The organism is Alkalibacillus almallahensis (genome assembly GCF_011761495.1).
In the GTDB taxonomy this organism is placed as follows: Bacteria; Bacillota; Bacilli; order Bacillales; family Alkalibacillaceae; genus Alkalibacillus; species Alkalibacillus almallahensis.
In genome coordinates this window covers 137,709-157,316 of the sequence record NZ_JAASRU010000002.1, presented here as the reverse complement: position 1 = coordinate 157,316, position 19,608 = coordinate 137,709, and the positions used below count along the sequence as shown (strand labels likewise).

23 protein-coding genes and 1 pseudogene are annotated in these 19,608 nt (G+C 38.0%); 3 read left to right on the top strand and 21 right to left on the bottom strand.

All coding sequences use genetic code 11. The features are described 5' to 3' along the window. Nucleotides 1–80 precede the first annotated feature (80 nt). On the bottom strand, nt 81–1,256 hold the full coding sequence (locus tag FHR85_RS02815; protein WP_167260859.1) for a tyrosine-type recombinase/integrase: 1,176 nt from the start codon (nt 1,254–1,256) through the stop codon (nt 81–83). Between the two features lie 15 nt (nt 1,257–1,271). Continuing rightward, nucleotides 1,272–1,775 (bottom strand): ImmA/IrrE family metallo-endopeptidase, encoded by a 504-nt coding sequence (locus tag FHR85_RS02810; protein ID WP_167260857.1) that lies wholly within the window; start codon nt 1,773–1,775, stop codon nt 1,272–1,274. A gap of 171 nt (nt 1,776–1,946) precedes the next feature. Here FHR85_RS02810 and FHR85_RS02805 point away from each other — a divergent pair, with 171 nt between their 5' ends. Then, nucleotides 1,947–2,207 (top strand): hypothetical protein, encoded by a 261-nt coding sequence (locus FHR85_RS02805; protein WP_167260855.1) that lies wholly within the window; start codon nt 1,947–1,949, stop codon nt 2,205–2,207. Nucleotides 2,208–2,308: 101 nt separating this feature from the next. Further along, complete coding sequence (locus FHR85_RS02800; RefSeq protein WP_167260853.1) at nt 2,309–3,052, top strand: DUF5677 domain-containing protein; 744 nt, start codon at nt 2,309–2,311, stop codon at nt 3,050–3,052. Between the two features lie 139 nt (nt 3,053–3,191). Here FHR85_RS02800 and FHR85_RS02795 read toward each other — a convergent pair whose 3' ends face one another. The 4 genes from FHR85_RS02795 to FHR85_RS02785 are packed head-to-tail and all read right to left on the bottom strand — an operon-like array spanning nt 3,192 to nt 4,866. Beyond that, on the bottom strand, nt 3,192–3,509 hold the full coding sequence (locus tag FHR85_RS02795; protein WP_167260851.1) for a hypothetical protein: 318 nt from the start codon (nt 3,507–3,509) through the stop codon (nt 3,192–3,194). 53 nt (nt 3,510–3,562) lie between these two features. Continuing rightward, nucleotides 3,563–3,697: a hypothetical protein gene (locus FHR85_RS14475; protein ID WP_279588340.1), complete on the bottom strand. Its 135-nt coding sequence runs from the start codon at nt 3,695–3,697 to the stop codon at nt 3,563–3,565. 18 nt (nt 3,698–3,715) lie between these two features. Further along, the gene (locus tag FHR85_RS02790; protein ID WP_167260849.1) at nt 3,716–3,961 is read right to left on the bottom strand and encodes a phage holin family protein; all 246 of its coding nucleotides are present in this window, start codon (nt 3,959–3,961) and stop codon (nt 3,716–3,718) included. Next, complete coding sequence (locus FHR85_RS02785; RefSeq protein WP_167260847.1) at nt 3,961–4,866, bottom strand: peptidoglycan recognition protein family protein; 906 nt, start codon at nt 4,864–4,866, stop codon at nt 3,961–3,963. The genes FHR85_RS02790 and FHR85_RS02785 overlap by 1 nt, the downstream gene beginning before the upstream one ends. Nucleotides 4,867–4,942: 76 nt before the next feature. Here FHR85_RS02785 and FHR85_RS02780 point away from each other — a divergent pair, with 76 nt between their 5' ends. Next, nucleotides 4,943–5,146 (top strand): hypothetical protein, encoded by a 204-nt coding sequence (locus FHR85_RS02780; protein WP_167260845.1) that lies wholly within the window; start codon nt 4,943–4,945, stop codon nt 5,144–5,146. Between the two features lie 166 nt (nt 5,147–5,312). Here FHR85_RS02780 and FHR85_RS02775 read toward each other — a convergent pair whose 3' ends face one another. The 15 genes and pseudogenes from FHR85_RS02775 to FHR85_RS02700 all read right to left on the bottom strand — a co-directional run bounded on the left by FHR85_RS02775 (nt 5,313) and on the right by FHR85_RS02700 (nt 19,600). After that, nucleotides 5,313–5,735 carry a phage holin family protein gene (locus FHR85_RS02775; protein ID WP_341770920.1) on the bottom strand — a complete coding sequence of 141 codons (423 nt, stop codon included), beginning with the start codon at nt 5,733–5,735 and terminating at the stop codon, nt 5,313–5,315. A 32-nt stretch (nt 5,736–5,767) separates the two neighbouring features. Continuing rightward, nucleotides 5,768–5,983 (bottom strand): hypothetical protein, encoded by a 216-nt coding sequence (locus FHR85_RS02770; RefSeq protein ID WP_167260843.1) that lies wholly within the window; start codon nt 5,981–5,983, stop codon nt 5,768–5,770. After that, complete coding sequence (locus FHR85_RS02765) at nt 5,976–6,398, bottom strand: DUF1617 family protein (RefSeq protein ID WP_167260841.1); 423 nt, start codon at nt 6,396–6,398, stop codon at nt 5,976–5,978. Before FHR85_RS02765 ends, FHR85_RS02770 begins: the two co-directional genes overlap by 8 nt. 1 nt (nt 6,399) lies before the next feature. Beyond that, nucleotides 6,400–9,831 (bottom strand): phage tail spike protein, encoded by a 3,432-nt coding sequence (locus FHR85_RS02760; RefSeq protein WP_243864141.1) that lies wholly within the window; start codon nt 9,829–9,831, stop codon nt 6,400–6,402. A 20-nt stretch (nt 9,832–9,851) separates the two neighbouring features. Further along, complete coding sequence (locus tag FHR85_RS02755) at nt 9,852–11,282, bottom strand: distal tail protein Dit (RefSeq protein WP_167260837.1); 1,431 nt, start codon at nt 11,280–11,282, stop codon at nt 9,852–9,854. 16 nt (nt 11,283–11,298) lie between these two features. Then, nucleotides 11,299–14,688: a phage tail tape measure protein gene (locus FHR85_RS02750; protein ID WP_167260835.1), complete on the bottom strand. Its 3,390-nt coding sequence runs from the start codon at nt 14,686–14,688 to the stop codon at nt 11,299–11,301. Between the two features lie 15 nt (nt 14,689–14,703). After that, nucleotides 14,704–14,841 (bottom strand): phage tail assembly chaperone GT, encoded by a 138-nt coding sequence (gpGT, locus tag FHR85_RS02745; RefSeq protein WP_167260833.1) that lies wholly within the window; start codon nt 14,839–14,841, stop codon nt 14,704–14,706. A 44-nt stretch (nt 14,842–14,885) separates the two neighbouring features. Further along, on the bottom strand, nt 14,886–15,242 hold the full coding sequence (gene gpG, locus FHR85_RS02740) for a phage tail assembly chaperone G (RefSeq protein ID WP_167260831.1): 357 nt from the start codon (nt 15,240–15,242) through the stop codon (nt 14,886–14,888). Between the two features lie 10 nt (nt 15,243–15,252). Beyond that, nucleotides 15,253–15,432, bottom strand: a complete 180-nt coding sequence (locus tag FHR85_RS02735) for a hypothetical protein (RefSeq protein WP_167261116.1) — start codon at nt 15,430–15,432, stop codon at nt 15,253–15,255. 894 nt (nt 15,433–16,326) lie between these two features. Continuing rightward, the gene (locus FHR85_RS02725) at nt 16,327–16,962 is read right to left on the bottom strand and encodes a major tail protein (RefSeq protein WP_167260829.1); all 636 of its coding nucleotides are present in this window, start codon (nt 16,960–16,962) and stop codon (nt 16,327–16,329) included. A 12-nt stretch (nt 16,963–16,974) separates the two neighbouring features. Further along, a complete protein-coding gene (locus FHR85_RS02720) occupies nt 16,975–17,343 on the bottom strand; it encodes a hypothetical protein (protein WP_167260827.1) in 369 nt (122 codons plus the stop codon). Further along, the gene (locus FHR85_RS02715; RefSeq protein WP_167260825.1) at nt 17,343–17,735 is read right to left on the bottom strand and encodes a hypothetical protein; all 393 of its coding nucleotides are present in this window, start codon (nt 17,733–17,735) and stop codon (nt 17,343–17,345) included. Before FHR85_RS02715 ends, FHR85_RS02720 begins: the two co-directional genes overlap by 1 nt. Then, complete coding sequence (locus FHR85_RS02710; protein WP_167260823.1) at nt 17,732–18,100, bottom strand: phage head-tail adapter protein; 369 nt, start codon at nt 18,098–18,100, stop codon at nt 17,732–17,734. The genes FHR85_RS02715 and FHR85_RS02710 overlap by 4 nt, the downstream gene beginning before the upstream one ends. A gap of 4 nt (nt 18,101–18,104) precedes the next feature. After that, nucleotides 18,105–18,368, bottom strand: a complete 264-nt coding sequence (locus FHR85_RS02705) for a phage gp6-like head-tail connector protein (protein WP_167261114.1) — start codon at nt 18,366–18,368, stop codon at nt 18,105–18,107. Nucleotides 18,369–18,426: 58 nt separating this feature from the next. Beyond that, nucleotides 18,427–19,600: pseudogene (locus FHR85_RS02700) on the bottom strand (phage major capsid protein). Nucleotides 19,601–19,608: the final 8 nt, after the last annotated feature.

Below are 19,608 nucleotides of genomic sequence, written 5' to 3'. Positions count from 1 at the left end.
TGAGCGTTTTTTGTTTATCAGCATTTCACTTTATCTGAATAAAGAAATTAACTTTTTGGGGCAGAATTGGGGCAGGATTTTTAATTAACGTCTTTTTGCTTAAAAAATTCACTAAAATGATCCGCTGCTAATTCATCAATCTCTACTATATTATGGCCGTATATATTCATGGTTGTTCCGATGTTTGTATGACGCGCTCGGTCACTGATGGTTTTAATCGGCATGCCTTTATGAATTAAATAAGTCACTGATAGATGCCTTAAATCATGAAAGCGCACATTGCCTAAATCATTTTTAATACGGAATCTTCTCCACCATTGGCTGATTGAATCAGGCCGCATTGGTTTTCCAAGATCATCTGAGAATATAAAAACCCGCTCAGGATCGTACCATAAATTTTGAGCTTTAAATTTTTGTAGCCGCTTCATCTTAATGCGCTCTTCTAACATTTCCGCTAGATCCTTAGGGATTGCTACATATCCTGAAACATTGTTTTTGATATTCTTAATAACTAAACCTTCACCGTCTGCTTCTGTTATTGATTGTTCAATATGAATAGCATACTTACCATCTTTCTTAACCAAATGTTTATCCTCTAGCGCTGACAACTCTCCTTGTCTACATCCCGTTATAAAAGCTGTCCAAAAGATTAACTGTTTATCTTTTGGTTGATGGCTGATCAACTCAATCATTTTCCAAATTAAATCAGATGAATAATCTACTTCGTGTTTATGATTAGCTGACGGTAGCTCGACTCCTTCAGCTGGATTAGACTTAATCAATTGCCAATCATGTGCTTTTTTCAACAGAGCATTAAATGCTTTGTAGCAATTACGAATACTAGAGGCAGATAGATTTCCTTCTTTACCATCCAACCGTCTTCCATTCGTTTTCAAATCATTAACAAAATCCACTATGTGGATCGTTTTAAAGTCTTGCAATTTAATATGACCATATTTAGGTAAAATGCGAGCTTCAATAATACGAATAACATTTTGCTTAGTATCTGGTGAGTAGTAATCATGCGCATGCTTATCCAGCCACATGGCATAGAAATCTCTCAATTTTAAATCAGTCGTTTCTATCAATTGATCTTGCAAGTAATCAGATTCCAGCTGAGATAATATCTTTCTAGCTTCTGTTTTATTTTTGGCTGTAATCGTTTTTCTAGTTCTTATTGGGTTACCTCTCTCATTATAGCCGGTTACAATCGATAGTCTAAATTTGTTTTTCCCTCGTTTTTCAACACTTCCCATATTTAACAGCCCTCCTCATAGGTAGCTTACATCATAATCACTATATAAATGGGTAGATTTTTGATTACGATAGATCTGTTCAAGTCGATCAAATACTAATGACTTCCTAATACAAAAGGATTCAGCTAATATACCGACAATGAATGGATCATTAAAATCATAGTGTTTAATCATGTGATATGGTAATGCAGCATACATCGTGAAGGCTTGAGCATCATTTTCTTGAAGCTCTCTGAACGCTTTGGGCATTAATGATTGATGCCCTGCATGTCTTAAGATGTGGCATAGTTCGTGAAAGAATTGCTCGCGTTGGATAGACTCGGGCTCTCTTGAATCAATAATGATTCCTCGATAACGCACAATCACATCAAAACGAGGTAGCATAGGTTTGCGGTGAGTGTGGATATAAAAAATGCGACCGATTCGGTCGATGTTCAAATCTTGTGGTGTAATAATCTTGTGGCGTAGATAAATGTTTGTTACAAAGTCTTCAAGTGCCGTGCTCTGATAATCTATCATTTTATCACTCTCCCTTGCTCACATTATAAGAACATACGTTCGTGTTTGCAAGTTAGATTTTGTTTTTAGGTAAATTCTTGCTGTTTTAATTAGCATCTTTTGTCGAAAATCAACCATTTATAAAACCTTATGCTATTATATAGCAGAAAACTAAATAGGAGATGATTACTAATGCTTTATCGTTTACCTGCAGCCGAAGATTTGTCCGATGGTGAATATCAATTTTTACTAAAAGCGCAACGTGCACATTTCATCAAATTGAATTCAGATAAACATAATGATTTTGATGTGAATAATATAGTGGAAGTTACTAGAAATATGGATGAATACTGTGTTGATGTTCGGTATTTGAACGGGGAATGGTTTCATTATTATCCAGATGGATCGTGGTCTGTTCACAATAAAAATAGCCCTCAATTAAGAGGGCTTTAACATTAGATAATGCTTTCAGGTTGGATAAATATTGGAAGAATAATAATTAAATCTCTAATGAAATTTGGAATTTAAAAACTTATTACAAAGGAGCGTGTGTTATGAGTTTTAATGATGAAGGTTTTTTATCGGAGGATGCGAATGGTTTAAGGAATGAGGTCATGGAATCTAACAAAGATTTATTCTCCAGCTACAAGAAACAAAACCAAAAACTTCATGAGTTAAAATTTAAAATTACTATTAAAAATAGAGATTCTCAAGATGTGATAATCGCCGGGTTCTTTATTTCACTACTAAACTCTATCTCATCTATTTATTATTTATGTTCTTATGGTCTAGTAGATGATGCTAAGCGTATTATCAGATCTTTTACAGAAACATTTATAAAGCTGCGGTATGCCGCTTTATCAGATTCTTCCGCTGACCAAATTATTAAGCAAGATTTAATAAAAAGAAAGAAATGGGTTAATGTCATTCGCTCAAATGAACTAGGGGCTTTCACAGATGAACTAGTAACTCAAATAAAAGAAATAGATTTAGATAGTATTAAAAAAGAGATAGAAGATGAAAATGTTACACCACTACCAGATGTAGAAGAAATGGCTAAAAAAACCGACAGCCATGACATATATTCTTATCTTTTTAGAATCTTCAGCGGATCCACTCATACTGGCGTCAAAGAAATTAGTAAGTTTTTTAACTTTGATGAAAACCATGATATATCAGAGTTAATTTGGTATCCGAAAACTGATGAAATAATAGAAGAAGTTAATATACTTATGCGTACAATGATAAGCTTAATGGAAGGATTAGCTACTGATTTATCATCACATTATAAAGTATGATAATTAACATAAGTAATAAAAGCCCCCGCAATAGCGAGGGTTTTTGTATATTCTAATGTTTATTGAAAACTATATAAAATGGGCCAATGAAATACACCTTGATATGACTCCGAGCCAAGGCCTCACGATTGTGGGGCCTTTATTTATTTAATTCTTGCTCGATTTTCATCTTGATGAATTCTCCGTGTCTTATCGACATTTTTAATTTATCAATTTTTTTGATATTATCATCTATTGATTTATCCAAGAATTCTTTAGAGTAGCGTAGCTCCTCTTCTAAAGATGGATCCAATTCGTCCTCTTCAATCCATTTTGATAGGCTGTTATATTGCAACTTCCTATACTGCTCAAAGTGGTCCTTTTCATCCTCAAGTTTTTGAAGTTCTTCATTATTTTTATCGATATTTTCCTTCGTTCTCTGCAGCCACGTCTCATACATTTCTTTTTCCGTTTTCATATGTAACACCTCCCTTCCCAATACCATTTTTCGACATTGGGAAGGAAAAACCTTTATTTCATTGAAAAAGACGAAGCGATTCTTGATTCTTTTTCTTTCTGCTCGTCATTCGATTTAATCCGGTGATCAACATATTTTTTTAGTTCTTCTAATTTTTTATCAACTTCAACTTTAGAATAACCCTCCACAACCAACACCCTTTCTTTTTATTTATCTTTTTGTTTAATGACCTGATGGAAATAAACAGATGCGCCTGTAACCAATACACCTTGCACCACAGCATCAACATTCAAACCAAATAAAAGTAGCGACAGGCCTAAGCCAATCGCTAATAAAATGCCCGGTATGAATTTGTTTGGTACGACTTCCATGTTCTTAATCATTTTGCCTAAGACCATGAGCACTGGAATCAAAATCAGCGCTTTCTCAACTACATAATCCATAACCTCCATTATAGAACCTCCTCTAATTTATCTTTCGTATTTGGTCCATAAATACCGTCTACTTCATATGGTAAGTAGACCTTCTGGAAACGCTCTACAGCATCTTTTGTTTTTGGACCATAAATGCCATCAACCGGACCAACTTTAAAGTTAGCAGCGTTTAATGCTTCTTGGATTTTCTTAACCGCTCCACTTCGATTTCCCTCACGATAAATGCCATTCGGCAAATTGTGGTTGCTAGATGGTTGATTATTTAGGGCATCACGAGTATTTGGCCCAACGATCCCATCAATCGTAATACTTGCTTTTCTCTGCAGGCTCTTAACAGCTTTTTCTGTTTCGTCACCAAAATGGCCATCCGCGCCATATTGCGGTAGTTCTTCTCCTGCATCTAGTAATTCTTGCTGCAGCTGCTTAACTTCTTTTCCATCATCGCCTTTACGCAATAAGTCATTATCAGACGATTGATTAGAAGAACCTTTTAGATCAGCTCGCACATCATCCATATTGATACCTGGGCAAGATGTATTAGCACTAGAAAATTCATTGTGTCCAATCACATCATTGACGCTCAATTCAAATACATCCATTGCACGTTTAGCACGTTCTTTAAATGTCTGTTCTTGCGCTTCAGTAAAGTCACCATTACCCACCAAACAAATATGATAGCTTTCAGTGTTATGGCCACCTACACCATTTGTGATCACGTTTTCATCATAGTTAAGCTGAAAATCGCCATCACGTAAAATGACTTCATGATAGCCACCTGTTTGCCAACCTTTTGACTTCCAATAGTCCTCGAACTTAAAAACGTCACCACTCTGTGTTGCTGAATGGTGACGCACAATAAAGTTAACTTGATTTAATGAGCGTTTACTGTGACCGCCCATTGTTTTACCTCTTAAATCTTGCATTTAAATCACTCCTTATATTTAGTAGGAATTTCCTCCCTTCTTGTCGAAAGTCCGCGTAGGAAGGGAGGTGAAAATTATGAAAATGAATATACTACCTGAAGGTCGGAAACTTGTTAATTCCAAAATTCATGAGTCTAAACCTGGAAAATTAATTTCGTCAAGCGAATATGACGACGGAACAATCATTAAATATCACCAAGAAGGTGGTAATATAAAAATTGATTGTAACAAAACTCTTGAACTTCAAGAAGATGGTGAAACCGTGAAAATTATTGATTAAGAAGCGAATAGGATAAACTATTAATCACCCTGGTCGATCACATTTTTTTCGCTGTTATAGTAATTTGATCTGAAGTTTGTTTAATCTTCGTATCACCTATTTCAGAGGTGATTGAACGGCGTTCTTCGCCGTTCTTTTTCATTTCATCAATCATTTCAATCACTCCTTATCTTTGTTTAAAAAACTCAATAGACTTTCTTAACGGCGGTGGCACTGGCACATTTAATCTCCCTAAGTTCTCACTGATGCTAATGAACTCAGTCACCAGATAATAAAAAATCGTCGCAGCCATGACGCTTAATTCCATTTGGCCAACAACGATTGGATTTCCTATTTGAAATAAATACACTTGGTCAATGATCTGTGCTGCTGCAACCAAACCAAAGATCATAATCTTCTTAGGAATACCCCAAAATGCAATATCCGCTTTCAGCTTGCCTTCATAGCCAGATGCCAAGATGCCTGTTAGAAAATCAAATGTTACAAAAAAGATGAGTGCGCCTAATAAAACGGACCACTCACCAAATAACCACGAAAACACAACTGCCACCCCAGCTGTCGTCATTTTTGCGTTGTTTACAACATCCACAATTTACCCCCTAAGACATAATAAAAAGCGCCTTATGCAAGACGCTCCAACACCTTATCTTTAACCAGTTGCTGCATGTCATCAATAGACGAATTATTTTCGTATTCCGTAACGGTAACGGGTACATAACCACTTAAATTTAATTCGTTTTCTGGATCCTTCCCTCTAAAATGAATATGAACCTTTTCCTCTTCACCAGAAGAAACAAATTGAATGTTGTTTACTTTAATCTCCATATTATTAATCATGGTTTTCAGCCTCCTCAAATTGATCACATAAATAATCATAGATCACAGCTTCATTGCCACTAAACGCAACATTACATTCTTCTAATACCTTTTTAACCGTTTTCAACATGTCCTGGTTATCACCGCCATCGATCACCATTTCTTCGTTATAAAGCTCATCAATATCTTTTTGAAAAGCGTCAAAGTCTTTGATGTCGTATTTTTTACCGTCTTCCTTCATGATCGGGTTGCCTTCATCATCTAAATGGGAATGTTCTTTAGCAAGCTGCTTACGTTGCTCTTCAACTTCTTTCACACGCTCCCCTAACTTCTTAATGAATTTAGTGCGATGCCTCGATTCTTTACCTCTTAAAGACAAATTAAAGAGCAGGTCAATGGCCTGCCCTAATGTCGCGTTTTTAATTTTGACTTGCATATTATGCAACCTCCTCAACTTGTTCTAAATAAATATCCTCATAACCTTCTCGCTTGCCGTAAACCCAGCAAGCAACTTCTGTATTATTGTCTGCTACATAAACTTTAAAGCGTTGATTTTCACGCTCTAAAATTCGAACTTGACCACCATTCTGAACGATCGGAAATACTGAGTAGCCGTTAATGGTTTCAGCAAATATTGGATCTAAATTAACCCAATGTTCGCCTTGACTAAGTGTGACCTCAATCACATCCATAAAACGTACATCTGGCGCTTCCACTGCATACATCTTACGACTACCATAGTTTTCGGTATCAACAATCGCCGACTTTGAGCCTGTTGCGTTCATATCGCCGACAATGCGAACCTCATCACCAATGTTATTCGATATATAGAAAACGGTATTGCCCGTTGAACCATAGCCAAAATAACCTAACCGATCACTGTTTGCATCAATAAAGTCAACATAAGTGGTTGCTGACGTGCCCGTTCCTTCTGATTTAAGATTAAAGCTTGAACCACTTCGTTCAATTGTTAATTTAGCTTGGACATCTAAATCGCTTGTTATAGGGCTCATTTGTATATCTGGTGCTGTTATGATGATTTTACTATCTGAATACATTGCAAAAACATCATCACTACCGTACCCCACATATGATTCATTAACATATTCACCGTCAGGTTGGAAAAACCATATTGTCGAAGGCGCTGGTTGCGACCATGATTGACTTGTTGTATTTATGCCAATTCGGATATTGTCATTAGCATCAACGACATACCAACCCTGATCGTTAATACGCACATAACCATCTTCACCACTTTGAGCTGTAAACGTCGAACCATTAATATCAACACTTTCAATAGTGCCTGCTACTAACTTCCCATCAACTAGACTTTTGAGCTTGACCGAATCAATTTGATAACTTGGGTTGTTTCCATCATCCATGATCCGTATCGTTGGTTGTACATAAAAGGCACCGTCAGGCACTCTGCCCGTCACGTTGATTTGTGTCCATTCATTGTGGCTAAAATCATTTGAGTAAAACCACGTTGTACCTTCATAACCAACAAAGTTGAGATCCTCATCCGCGAAACGCAACGAAACAACCATGTCATTGTGTGGGCTGTTCCCTGTTTTGATAACATGAGTTGAAAACTGATATTCTTCGCCTTCTTGTACAACAATCGCGTCAGCACCACCTAAATAAACCCTAGCCTCATCACCTGTATCAACGCCTGTACATTTTAATGATGTTTTCCCTGTATGGCTCTTGTTATTATCCAACGTCCATGAACCTCTCTGTAAATCGTGTGGGCTTATGTTATTCAAGAAGTTAGGATTTTCTAACATGTTATCAAAATTACCAAGCAGTAACTTTTCAGATGTTATTTCTCTGGATGAAATTTTAGGTGCTGTAACCGAACCATCTTTCAAAACGAGATTACCTTCACTTACTGCTAAGTCACCTTGTATAGCGATTTGTTCGACGTCAATTTTTAGATCTTCTTCTGAGAGATTAATAGAACCTATTACGCCATCTTTTTCGACTCGTAAGTCGATTTCGTCAGACATGACACTTAATTCGGCTGTATGATTATCGACAGTACCTTCTAGTGTGTCAACACGACTACTTTCAGCTTTTAATTCGATTTCATCACTCATAACTGATAATTCAGTGCTATGGTTGCTAACCGTACCCTCAAGTGTATCAACCCGGCTACTATCCGCTTTCAATGCGATAGCGTCCTCGTTTTGACCGATTAATGTGCTGTTGCTATTAATGTCGCTAATCACGCCGTCCATATCCGAGTCATATTGCGTTACACTGACTTTGTTTGATAGCGCATTATCAACTTCGGCTATCGTATAAGAACCGACTTCGCTTGCGTCCGTTGGCGTGGCTTTAACCCAGCCCGAACCGTCATAACGTTTCATGACGTTTACTGTCTTCGACGTATCAAGCCATAACATACCGGTGTTCGGACTACTTGGCGCGGTGTCTTGCTGTGGAATCTCGCCTTGCTTTAACTGCAATTCACCGTCCACATACTCAATGCCTGCTTTATCGCTTAAATCATTCGCGATTTCAGTCATCTTACTATCATAATCTTCTTGAGCAACAGCATAATCTTTAGCGTTATTTTCGGCGTTACTAGCTACTGTGTCAGCATGGCTCTTTGCGTTTGATTCAGCCGTATTTGCGACCGTGTTTGCATGCGCCTTGGCATTGTCCTCAGCAGAGCTAGCTTGCACTTCTGCAAACGTCTTACCATCTTCGAAAACCGTTTGGTCTTTACTATCAATCGTCGTTTTATCATACGTTTGAGCAGCGTCAATTTTTTTAGCGATTTCAGATTGCAGTTGTTTCCAGGCAGCATCGACTTCTTCTTCTGTGAATTCTTTGAAGTCTCCAAGCGTAATTCTTTTTCTAGCTTTATTTTTGATATCTCTACTAAATTTAAAAATACGCGCTTCCACATATAAAGGAGGGGTAAATCCTGTGTCTTTAATGTGAATTGTGTCACCGAAACGCGTCTTTTTATTTTCTAGTCCAGGAACATGTTCTAAATCTATGATGTCAATTTCGTAATCAACTGCAGCATTAATTCGTTTGTCTAGTTCTGTGCGACCATATCCCATCAACTCTTCTTCTGTCATTTCTTGAATAGTTGATCGAGGCTCATAGTCGTCCCATAAATGTTGGCCATTCATCCCCCAACGTTGCAAAGCTTCTTCATCTGTCACTTCTACAATCAGCCTTGTTCCATCCTCTCTTTCTGGACCGAAACAACGTAATGCAGTAACCACATCTTTTGTGTTTTCTTTTCGTTTTAACGTTTCAATATCTGAGCCAAATTCAGCTGTTCTACCTCGAAATTCACCTACTCGATCAACTAAATCGACGTATCGACCAATGATTTTTCCACCAGATGTTTGAGCACGAAATCGAGGCTCTAATTCAAATTCACTGGCAATACGCTTTATATAATTGAATGGTTTGATTGCATCATCAAACATTATAGTACCGACACCTTTAAAGGCGATTTGCCCAGCTTGATATGGGGTGTTGGCTAAAGCATTGATAGTATGCAATTCTGCACTATTTGCATCAGTTTCTCCTACGTCAATAGACTTAGATTTTTTTAAGTCTAAGTAACTTGCACGACTATAACATTTAATGACCAAGCGACCTTTTCTGCGTACTTTATTAACTCTGAATAAGGTGAATTCGATAAGTTCATCATCTTCACCTGGTATTAAAATCTTATTACGCTTGGTCAAATGTTCAGAAAAAGGTTGGTCTGCAAAAGTCGTAAATTGAAATGTTTCAAGCCAATCCTCTTTTGATTTTGTATGATCATTTTCTAAAAGATATTTGTATCTAATATGACTTAAAATACGATCATTTTGACCGTCTACGATATAAATCATGCTCACGTTTCATCACCTCCCTACTTATAAGGTGGACGGTACTTAAGACTTGTATTAAAGCTATTATTCGGCTGCACCACTAACTGATTAGTCTTTGGCTTCAACGAAAAAAAAGATGAACCCATTATGATGTTTTCAAATGGTTCACCATTGATTCTGACTTCCCCATTATTTGTATGATCAAATGTTATTCGATCACCTTGGTTAGCAATATAGGGAATTTCAAAATCCGATGGATCATTCAGTTTCCATACTTTTAAATCACGAACTGCCGCTTGTGTCGGCTCATAATCACCAAACTTTGTAATCGCTATCTGGATTTGTGCTAATTGATCCATATAAAGATATTCGTCATCTGAAAAATGTCTTGTTTCCCTTGCGTGATGCTCCCCGTTTTCTCTTACTTTACAAATATAAGATGTCCATTCGTTGCCTCTTCTTTCTAATCTTAAAATGCCGATAAAATCGTGCCATGCTCCAGCGTAACTTTCGTCTAATAAGTAGTGTCCATTGCTAGCATTACCAGCTCTTGCTTCACCGCGATTACGTTGATAACCTTGCCACGCATCTTTCAAAGTAATGCGACCAATAATTTGATCATTCACATCTAAAAAATACATTTCGACTTTTCCTACTTCGCTCGCATCATCAATGTTCTCAATACGCATTTCAGCTCTAAAATCTTGCAATTGCTCAGATAAACTTTTCTTAATAGCAGGACCGTACCACTTAGCTGTTCCTGCTTCAGTCCCCCAATCACCCACAACAAGTCTCGAATTATCGACAGTCATAGAACCAGAAGGCGTTCCGTTATCTAATTGTGTGCCTTCAGTCCATCCGGTCAAAGAATCCATTGTATCTTGCAAAATTAATTCCTTCTCCTGAAATTCAATTGACTCAACATCAACAGGTTGGCCAATCATCATATATTCATTTAGGTGATTTTGAATCATCGCAAATGTGACTGATTGTGTCACTTCCATTTCAAAAATTGGTTCTGCTTCGGCTGTTCCTTCATTTTCTATAGCTTCTTCATCAGAGGAAAATGTATAAGATTTTTCTGGCCCATGTGCAAAGGGATTAGGACAAACAAAAGTAATCGTCCCTCTTCTCAATCGAGCAAACTTATTAAAGTCAGACATATCCCCATCAATTTTGGCGTAATAAGTTCGTCCAGGTTCATCACTGAATTGGAGAGGAACTGGTTCACTTGTTAACAACCAGCCTGAAAGTTCATCCGTTTTGGCTTGTGCGTCATCATCATCTTCTGCAATAAAACCGATTGGTTGTGTAATATACAAAACATCAACTTCTGTAGATTCAAGATAAGCTCCAGGCATTCCTTGCACACTCAGTAAATTATTGTTGATGGGCGGGAATGGTGATTTTTGTCTTCCATCACGGATAATTAACCAAGGTTTTGTCACACCATTAAAAGTCATTGTTGTCATCTTAAATACCTCCCTTCTACTTAAAACTGTCCTCTATTTCTTGATCAAGCATTTGTAGTTCGGTGATTTGTTTATATGTGTGTCTACTTAACTCTTCACTATCCATTTGATTAATAACAGTTGTATAGACAACCGCTTCACCTTGCATAGATTGATTGTTTAATTGATTAACCACACGATTCGCTTCACCCGGAGCACTAATCCCACTTGCATAAGCAGGAATACTATTCATTGCATTCATGATGCTTTTTGATTCCTCATTCGTAAATATCTGCGCACCTCTAGGTACGTCGTATAGGCCGAAATCGGCTAATGCCCAGTTATTTTTATGCTTAACAAGTTCTGGTCCTTCTTCACCTAACCAAGACATGCCGGTAGGATGGTTGAAGTAATTTGTGCCATCTGCATTCCTTCCGAATCCAAGTGCATTACCTATCCAATTAACACCCACGCTGACAACGTTAGGCACTAAATCCCAAACACTAGACCCTTTCCAATCAAACCAATCAACACCAACATCTTTGGTTCCTGTTTTTGTGGCTTCGCCATGAACTTGATCAGCTGTTCCGTTGTCATCCACGTTTACATCTTTATCAACGTCTTTTGAAGCTTCTTTGGTACGTTCTTTTTCCTTTTGAACACCTCGCTCCGTTTTACGATTATTCTGATCTATTTGTTCACCTTGGCCATCTATAGCTTGTTTTCCTAAATTTATTTCGTCTTTAACTTGGTCCCACAGACCAGCTTCTTTTAGTATGTCCTGGATAACTTGATCGTTTTTTAATATTTTCCGATCTATAGCTTCTATCTGTTTGTTGATTTCATCTTTATTAGCACCTTGCTTTTGTAAATTTTTTTCAAGATTTATTCTTTCTTCGATAAGTTCTTGGTTTTTCTGTTGAATCTTTCCAAGAATATTACCTTCCTCAACATCAATATCTCTAGTTTTGGCAAGGTTCATGATCTTCTGTTGTTCTTCTCTGGACAGTTTCGTTAGTTTCGTTTCAAGAATTGAGTTAATGTCTTTGTACAAACCTAACTCTTCGAAAATCTTTAACTTAGCATTTTCTTGTTCTGTCACTGTTTCTTGTAATTTACCTAATCTATCTTGTTCTTCTTGAGTAAGCTTTCCGCCTTCTTCTATTTTCGTTTGTAAATCGTCAATTTCTTGTTTGTTTTTCTCCAGGGTTTTATCAAGAGCTTTAAGACCTTTTTCGCCTTCTTTATTGATATCAACGTTTTTCAAATAAATGTTTGCAATTTGTTGGTTTGTCGCTTTTAACTTATCAATCTTTTCTTGCTCTTTATCAATATTGTTTTGAATCTCGTCACTCTCATTTTGCAGTTGTTCTACGGTTTTTCCGACTTCTTCTTGCATAATTTTTCGCAAATCTGTTTGTTTTCGGTCAAGCTCTATACCTTTTTCTGAATTACGGTTAACTCCATCTAGTTCTTCATTTACTTCAGATAGTCGATCTTTTAATTCTTCCGTAGACAAGTTTCGGTTTTCGTAAAGAAAAGATAGTCGCTTTTCTTTAAATTCTAATCTATCGGTTTGTTCGTTGATTTCTTTACGCGCTTCTTCCTCTTGTTCCAGTAACTTAGCTCTTTCACCTTTTAATTGAATTTCCGATAAATTCCTTAATTCATCGATGTGCTCTTTTACTTTCTCTGTGTTATCAACAAAAGCATTACCTTGTTTCGAAACACTTTTTTCAACATCTGGCGTTTGATCGATGATTTCTTTGTTAGCATCAAAAAGATTCTCTATTTCTTGTTTCGATAAACCTGATTCACGTGCAAGGTTGTCATATTGTTTTTGCAATTCATCAATTTTGCCTGGATTACTGGATTCTGAAATGCGTTGATTAAGATCATTTAATCGAGCAAGTTCATCATTACTCAATTTCGATTTTTCTGTTAGGTTTTCAAACGTTTCAACGTTATCTTGGAGATTCGAGGCTTGATCACTAAACGATTGAGCTAAATCGAGATTAACCTCTTTCGCTTCTCTGCTGTTCTCGACTAATTCATATATGCCATAACCAAGCGCACCAACACCCGCAACAGCTAAACCAGCAACGCCAGTTTTCCCTAACATGCCAAGGCTACCAAGAAGACCTGTTCCACCTTTTTTGCCCATAACCGATGCTAGTTTACCGCCTTGTTTAACGACACCTTTAACACCACCAGTCAAACCACCTAAAACTTTAGAGGCTGGTCCAACTGCTGCAGCTAAACCTGCAAATTTAATGATGTTATTTTGGGTAGCTGGTTCTAAGTCATTAAATGCTTCGACTACTTCAATGACTCGTTCTGTAATATCAGTCGCGATCGGTTCTAGTTTTTCGCCTAGTTCCGCAAACGACTCTTGAAAATCATATTGCGCTTCACGATGCTCAACTAATTCTTTGTTAGAATCTCTGAACTCTTTATTCATTTTTGATAAGTCCAGATCATTTAATGTATCTAAGGTGTAGTTAAGTTCGTCACCGTCTTCTTTCGCTTCGGCTAAACCTTCCTCAAATGTTTCCAGATCAACACCCATTCGTTCTAAGAGTTCAGCGAATGGTCCAACCGCTTTGCCTGCAGCAACGGTTTCTTGTAAACCATCAGCTAAACTTTCAATTTTAAGTGTGTCTGGGAATTTAACGATAGCACCTGATAGATTATCAATGGTTTGTTGCATTTGGCTCTCATTCATATCTGTTGCTAGTAGGTTCGATAAAGCTTCAACGTTTGAATCGGTTTCTTTCGAGACACCGCTTAAATCACGCATAGCTTCACGCGTAGTATCAATGCCAACACCTGCATCTTTAGCGTTCGTTTCTAAACGTGCCATCTGTTCGCGAAATTCACGTGTGGACTCAACTGCCAAGGCTCCCATACCAACAATTGGGGCTGTAACGCGTGATGACATCGTGTCGCCAAATTCATTCATTTTACCTTGAGCTGTATCTAATTGACCCGCAAAATTATCCAGGTTTGATGATAGATTACCCCATTTAGAATTAGCACGTTCCTGTTCTTCACGCATATCTTCTAATTCTTGCGTTGCATCATTCACGTATCGATCAAGATTGTTGAGCGCAGCGGCTTGATTATTATATTCTCTTGCTGCTTTCTCCGCTTCTTTAGAACCTTCACCATGTTGTTCAACCATACGATCGTACTCTTTGCGCGCTTCTGATGTAACTTTTTCTTGCGCTTGTAACTTCTTGTTTAAACCTTGCAACCGTCTTTCGTATTTTTCAACGGAACGATCGCCACGATCGAAAGCAGACATGTTGGATTTCATTTCACTATTAACCGTCTTGAGTTGGTCTTTTGCGCCTTTCAATCCACGATTTAAAGCTTGCGTATTTAAATCTAAATCAATGGATAATCCTTCAACACGTTTGGCCACGAATTACCCTCCTTTCTAACCACCGAAAGCTGAAATAAGCGACGTCGTTTCAGATGGTTTGCGTTCTTCTTTAAACAGTTCAACCACAAAGTGATATGGCATTTTTAAAATCTCATTGATGTCTTTACCATTTTTCATCATTTTCACGATCATCTGATCTAAGTCATCTTTGATATCTTTGAATGTGTAATCGCTATTTACTTCGTCATCTGTTCGACTTGCTTTTTTTTATCATCATCTTGGAAACCACGCGCAATAAACATCACTTGCTTTTGCAAATCCGTCAGTGCTTCTGGCGCATGTAATCCGTTATACAGCTGTTCTTCTGTAAATTGATTACCATAAACATCAACTACAAATGTCAGCATACGTTTAATACAATCACGTTCACCTTCTGCAGTCCCAGCATACATTTCAATATATTCTAAAAGATCCACAGCTTCATAAACTTTTTCAAGTGGAATGAATAACGGTGTTAAGTATTTTTCGGTCACCAGTTCACCTTGCTTAACATCTGTAACAATTTCAATCATATTTCGTTTTAAGTCAGCCATGTTCTTCCTCCTATTCTGATTGTTGGATAAGCGGTCGTCCTGCTTTATTATCCGAAGACGACAGTTCGTCTAATCTCTCTTGACTTACTTTCTTATTCGCAGGTTTAGGAAAACGATCCCCTTTAAAGTATTCTTTATCTTCTTCTAAATCACGAAAGCTTTCAATCACTTCATATTTTTGCTTAGCCATTTGTGCCACCTCCTGAATTGCCTCGACATATTTAATCGACGCTTTGGTTGAATCAACGTGGTTAAAAGAATCTTGAAATGGTTTTTTATGCGTATACTTGCCTTTAAAAAATAATTGCTGGTGATCATTAAGAACACCAGCATTATGATAAATTTTCTTTTGATAGTATTCACTCACATCATCCGTTGGCCAACTGAAATCAAGTTCGCTCGAGACGATAACATCCTTGTTGAAATAATACACATTCCAAAGTTGAGCCCACATTTCAGCTGTCCACTTTTGGATTGGTGTGTAATTGGAATCATGTTTGCGTGCATATTCACGTTCGACCGATGATAAAAAGTTATATAAATTAACCGAATCTTCATATACCTTTTTCCAATAGGCATGAGTAGGATTTTTAATGACCCATTGTGCTCCACCTATTGGGTTTTCTTCACGGATGAGTTTGGTATCCACACCAATTACACCACACATACGATCTAGTAAGTCATCACCTTTACTATCGATGTAATCAACACTTAAATAACTCTCGCAATAAGATGCGTACCACGTATCTTTTGTGGGATTAACATCTGGAATTTCTCTTAACAAAACATCACTATCTAAATAAAAATAAGACTCATCTTCTCGAGATGAATCTTCTTCTAAATAACACATCCATAGATAAGGCTTAATAGATGGAATATACGATTTGTCTTGTCGATTATCAGAATAAACATGTGTTTCAACACCATAGTTCTCGCGCAAAAATTGAGGAACACGATCGTCCTGCTGCGCAAACAACAAGACGATATCGTGAATTCCTAACTGCTGCATTCGATAGATACAAACTTCGAGTTCCCACTCAAACCGTTTAATAGCTGGCTGACATAGAATGTACTTCATACACTATCACGCGCTAGTAGTTGTCGTTGTTGTACTAGAGGTTGTGGTTGTCGTACCCGGATAAGCTACACCAAAGATTTTTTGGAATAACGCATCTCGATTTGTCGTTTCACCTGATTCATCATATCCAAACACGACCGTTTTATCTTTTTCAAACCCTTCGACTTCACGTTCCATAAATTGACCCGTGATTTCTTCTGAACTAAAAGATGTTGAGTCATTCTTCGTTTCCGCATTAATGTTCGGTCGCATAAATATCCCTTTCGTTAAACCGACCCACTCTTTCGAACCATCTTCATGCGTCTTTGCAAACACACAAGCAACATATGGTGGGTTGTCACCAGCACCATAAGACGAAAGGCCTTCTACAGTTTCTAACCCAAGAATCACTTGTTTAACTTGGAACGGTAATTTATGAAAAGCACCTGTCACGCTGACGTTACCGTTAGACACAGCGATCTCTGCTGTCTTATTACTACCATAAGCGCGCACGGCTTCTTGTGGCATTTCAACCGTAATCGTTTGAACAAAATCGACATAATCCACATCATCTTTGATAATACTTGCAATGCTATCATCTAGAACAGCATAATAAAGTTCCTCAACACCTGTTGATGCTTTATAATTTTTTTCTTCTGGCATTTCAATCACTCCTTAAATAACATATTTTTTACCGCGATAACGCCTTGCATCACGATAAATATCTAAATCTTTATCCCATTCATCGATACCGCCACCATAATTATAGAAACTTAAATCCCACATAATTTGCTGGATTCGATTAGCAACCACGTCACGATCTGATCTGTTTTTAGACCAAACTTCAACCTGATACATGAAATCTTCCATCAACCATTGATTGCTTGCATATTCGCTCGGAACCGGTGAGTCAATAGGATCAATAATAATGTGGGTTTCCTGTAGCGTACTTGTTTCTGGATATTGATAATATTTGATACGACCACTTGCTTTGTCATTAATCAAACTATCCTCAATTAAAGCATCATAAATTTGATCTAACATCACAGCCCCCTTTCGACCGCTCGGCGAATCGCATTATGATAAGCTTTTTCAGAATTACGCAAAGCACGTGCGATTGCACCTTTACCTGCAGGGTTAGGATTTTTAACCGTTCCAAATTCATTTAAATGAATAATGCGGTAACGATCATGAGGCCCTTGCCAGTAAACCTTTATTGTTCGTGCATTGCCTTCCCAATAAGGTTTTGACAAGGTCATTTCTAGGATGGAATGACCTTTGTCAGACCAGGGCTCAAATTGCCTTTTTAACTCAGCAAGAAATAGTTGAGCCGCATCGTTTAAAGCCGCATCACTTATTTGTTGTACTGCCTTTTCGCCTAATTCTTCTTCCAAACTTCTGAGGACTTTATCCATTCCAGTTACTTCTACACTCATGATCTCAACTCCGCAATCACATTTATGAAATCTTTGTTCTGCATATCCGGTTGCGCTTCCTTTATGTTGTAATGTTTATCCCTGTATTCAGGTGCATCAATCTCAACATAGTGCTTATTCGTTGGAATATAATCGCCTTGCGGATCCCGAATGATGATTGTGATATCCGATAGCGTTCCATTTGATTTGGCCAGTTCCGCATCACGTAACCACACTTCATCAATTTTGGCCCATGAATTAAATAACAATTGCTTCTTTTCTGTGCCAGGTTCAGGTCCATCATAGGCCACATACTCATAAAAAATCACGGGCGTTCTCAGTTCACCCGAATGCACGCGAGGCGGTTTGTATTCATACTCTCGCATAGCCTCACCCTTCTGACGTTGTTGTCGTTGTTGTCGTGATGAGTGATATACCTAAACTCGTTAAATCACTCAAAAAGTTATCTTCAAAATATTCAACCGCATCATTGTAAGCGTATCGTGTACGCTCAAAGACTAATTCCTTAGCACGCTGATCCATTTCTTCAGTTCCATTAATATCAAACGGACCACAACTGCTTCTAATCGCGGAAATAGAAAAGGACAACAATCGTTTGAGATTGTCGTCCTCTGCACTATGCGTTATCCGCATGCGATCTTTGAATTGTTTTAATACGTCATCTGTGATTTGCTCCAATCACATCACCTCATTACGCGCTAGTTGTTGTTGAAGTCGTGCTAGTCGTTGTTGTTGTGTCAATGTCCAAATCATAAACTTGCGCGGCATTATTATCTTTTGGTTTACCAGTCGCAAAGCGTTTCGCAATAAATACATCTGCATCTTCCAGAGCAAGTGTCTCTCGGTAACGATTCGTTTCTATACCGCCACCAACAGCAGCAATGTACTCACCCCGAACAAAGAACAGAACCTTACCTTCAGGGACGAACACAGATTCTGTCATAGTCGGATTAAATGGTAGGTTCGTCACATAAGTACCATTTGCGTTTTGGATTGTAGCGTTCGCTTGGATATCGAACGTATCAAACGGATTGGTCACCATCACAATTTTGCCTGCAACTTTACGAGGACGGTCTGCCACATTTCCGTCTTTATCTAGTTTTTCAGCCAGTTTCTTAACAACATCTCTCATTTCATTGATCGTTGTACGACCAGGCTCGAAGGTTAACTTACCAGCAGATGCTTTATCAGTCACAGCACCTGTATCTTTATTTACCGACTTAAGCAATCCAGTCGGTTCGTTTTGATTCATACCATTTCCGGCAACATATCCTCTTTCCAAACCAGCTTTCATCGCTTCTGAAATAATTGTGCGGACATAACGCTCAACCCATGCAGGTCCGAGTTTTAACATATCTTTAGCAATTGGAACAAAAGCTGTAAGTTTCAACTGTTCGATTTTCTCTTTGCGGAACGTAGCATTCAACTGACCTTTGATTTCATCAAACAACGGCCCCCCATACTGCTTGACCACTTGGATCATTAGAATAGATAAACTCAGTAACGGCGCCCAAGTTTTGAATGCCGATAGCGCTTAGCAAAGGATGGTCCTTCACGATGTCTTCAAAGATGCGTTCCTGTGTTGTTTCGGGAAGGGTTTCCGTCTCCTTGAATCCACCCTCTTCAATAACCGCATTGAAAAACTTGTTTTCCTCACTAGTTAATACATTTTGACCGCGGGATTGCAGAGCCACGTTATCCGCCATCTCTGTATTAACTTGGCTCAGAATATCATTCTGCACATCATTAGCAAGCGACTCCAACATGTTATTCAGCGCTTCTGACTGTTCTTCCTCAGTACCCTCTTTCGTCGCTTTTGCGAACGCCTCTTTCTTTTCTTCAAAATTGTTAAATTTGATTGGCATTTTCATTC

What these genes read in the sequence shown, in the direction of transcription:
- FHR85_RS02815 (WP_167260859.1), bottom strand. Translation starts at nt 1,256, where the DNA reads ATGGGAAGTGTTGAAAAACGAGGGAAAAACAAATTTAGACTATCGATT.
- FHR85_RS02810 (WP_167260857.1), bottom strand. Translation starts at nt 1,775, where the DNA reads ATGATAGATTATCAGAGCACGGCACTTGAAGACTTTGTAACAAACATT.
- FHR85_RS02805 (WP_167260855.1), top strand. Translation starts at nt 1,947, where the DNA reads ATGCTTTATCGTTTACCTGCAGCCGAAGATTTGTCCGATGGTGAATAT.
- FHR85_RS02800 (WP_167260853.1), top strand. Translation starts at nt 2,309, where the DNA reads ATGAGTTTTAATGATGAAGGTTTTTTATCGGAGGATGCGAATGGTTTA.
- FHR85_RS02795 (WP_167260851.1), bottom strand. Translation starts at nt 3,509, where the DNA reads ATGAAAACGGAAAAAGAAATGTATGAGACGTGGCTGCAGAGAACGAAG.
- FHR85_RS02790 (WP_167260849.1), bottom strand. Translation starts at nt 3,961, where the DNA reads ATGGAGGTTATGGATTATGTAGTTGAGAAAGCGCTGATTTTGATTCCA.
- FHR85_RS02785 (WP_167260847.1), bottom strand. Translation starts at nt 4,866, where the DNA reads ATGCAAGATTTAAGAGGTAAAACAATGGGCGGTCACAGTAAACGCTCA.
- FHR85_RS02780 (WP_167260845.1), top strand. Translation starts at nt 4,943, where the DNA reads ATGAAAATGAATATACTACCTGAAGGTCGGAAACTTGTTAATTCCAAA.
- FHR85_RS02770 (WP_167260843.1), bottom strand. Translation starts at nt 5,983, where the DNA reads ATGATTAATAATATGGAGATTAAAGTAAACAACATTCAATTTGTTTCT.
- FHR85_RS02765 (WP_167260841.1), bottom strand. Translation starts at nt 6,398, where the DNA reads ATGCAAGTCAAAATTAAAAACGCGACATTAGGGCAGGCCATTGACCTG.
- FHR85_RS02760 (WP_243864141.1), bottom strand. Translation starts at nt 9,831, where the DNA reads ATGATTTATATCGTAGACGGTCAAAATGATCGTATTTTAAGTCATATT.
- FHR85_RS02755 (WP_167260837.1), bottom strand. Translation starts at nt 11,282, where the DNA reads ATGACAACAATGACTTTTAATGGTGTGACAAAACCTTGGTTAATTATC.
- gpGT (WP_167260833.1), bottom strand. Translation starts at nt 14,841, where the DNA reads ATGATCGTGAAAATGATGAAAAATGGTAAAGACATCAATGAGATTTTA.
- gpG (WP_167260831.1), bottom strand. Translation starts at nt 15,242, where the DNA reads ATGGCTGACTTAAAACGAAATATGATTGAAATTGTTACAGATGTTAAG.
- FHR85_RS02735 (WP_167261116.1), bottom strand. Translation starts at nt 15,432, where the DNA reads ATGGCTAAGCAAAAATATGAAGTGATTGAAAGCTTTCGTGATTTAGAA.
- FHR85_RS02725 (WP_167260829.1), bottom strand. Translation starts at nt 16,962, where the DNA reads ATGCCAGAAGAAAAAAATTATAAAGCATCAACAGGTGTTGAGGAACTT.
- FHR85_RS02720 (WP_167260827.1), bottom strand. Translation starts at nt 17,343, where the DNA reads ATGTTAGATCAAATTTATGATGCTTTAATTGAGGATAGTTTGATTAAT.
- FHR85_RS02715 (WP_167260825.1), bottom strand. Translation starts at nt 17,735, where the DNA reads ATGAGTGTAGAAGTAACTGGAATGGATAAAGTCCTCAGAAGTTTGGAA.
- FHR85_RS02710 (WP_167260823.1), bottom strand. Translation starts at nt 18,100, where the DNA reads ATGCGAGAGTATGAATACAAACCGCCTCGCGTGCATTCGGGTGAACTG.
- FHR85_RS02705 (WP_167261114.1), bottom strand. Translation starts at nt 18,368, where the DNA reads ATGCGGATAACGCATAGTGCAGAGGACGACAATCTCAAACGATTGTTG.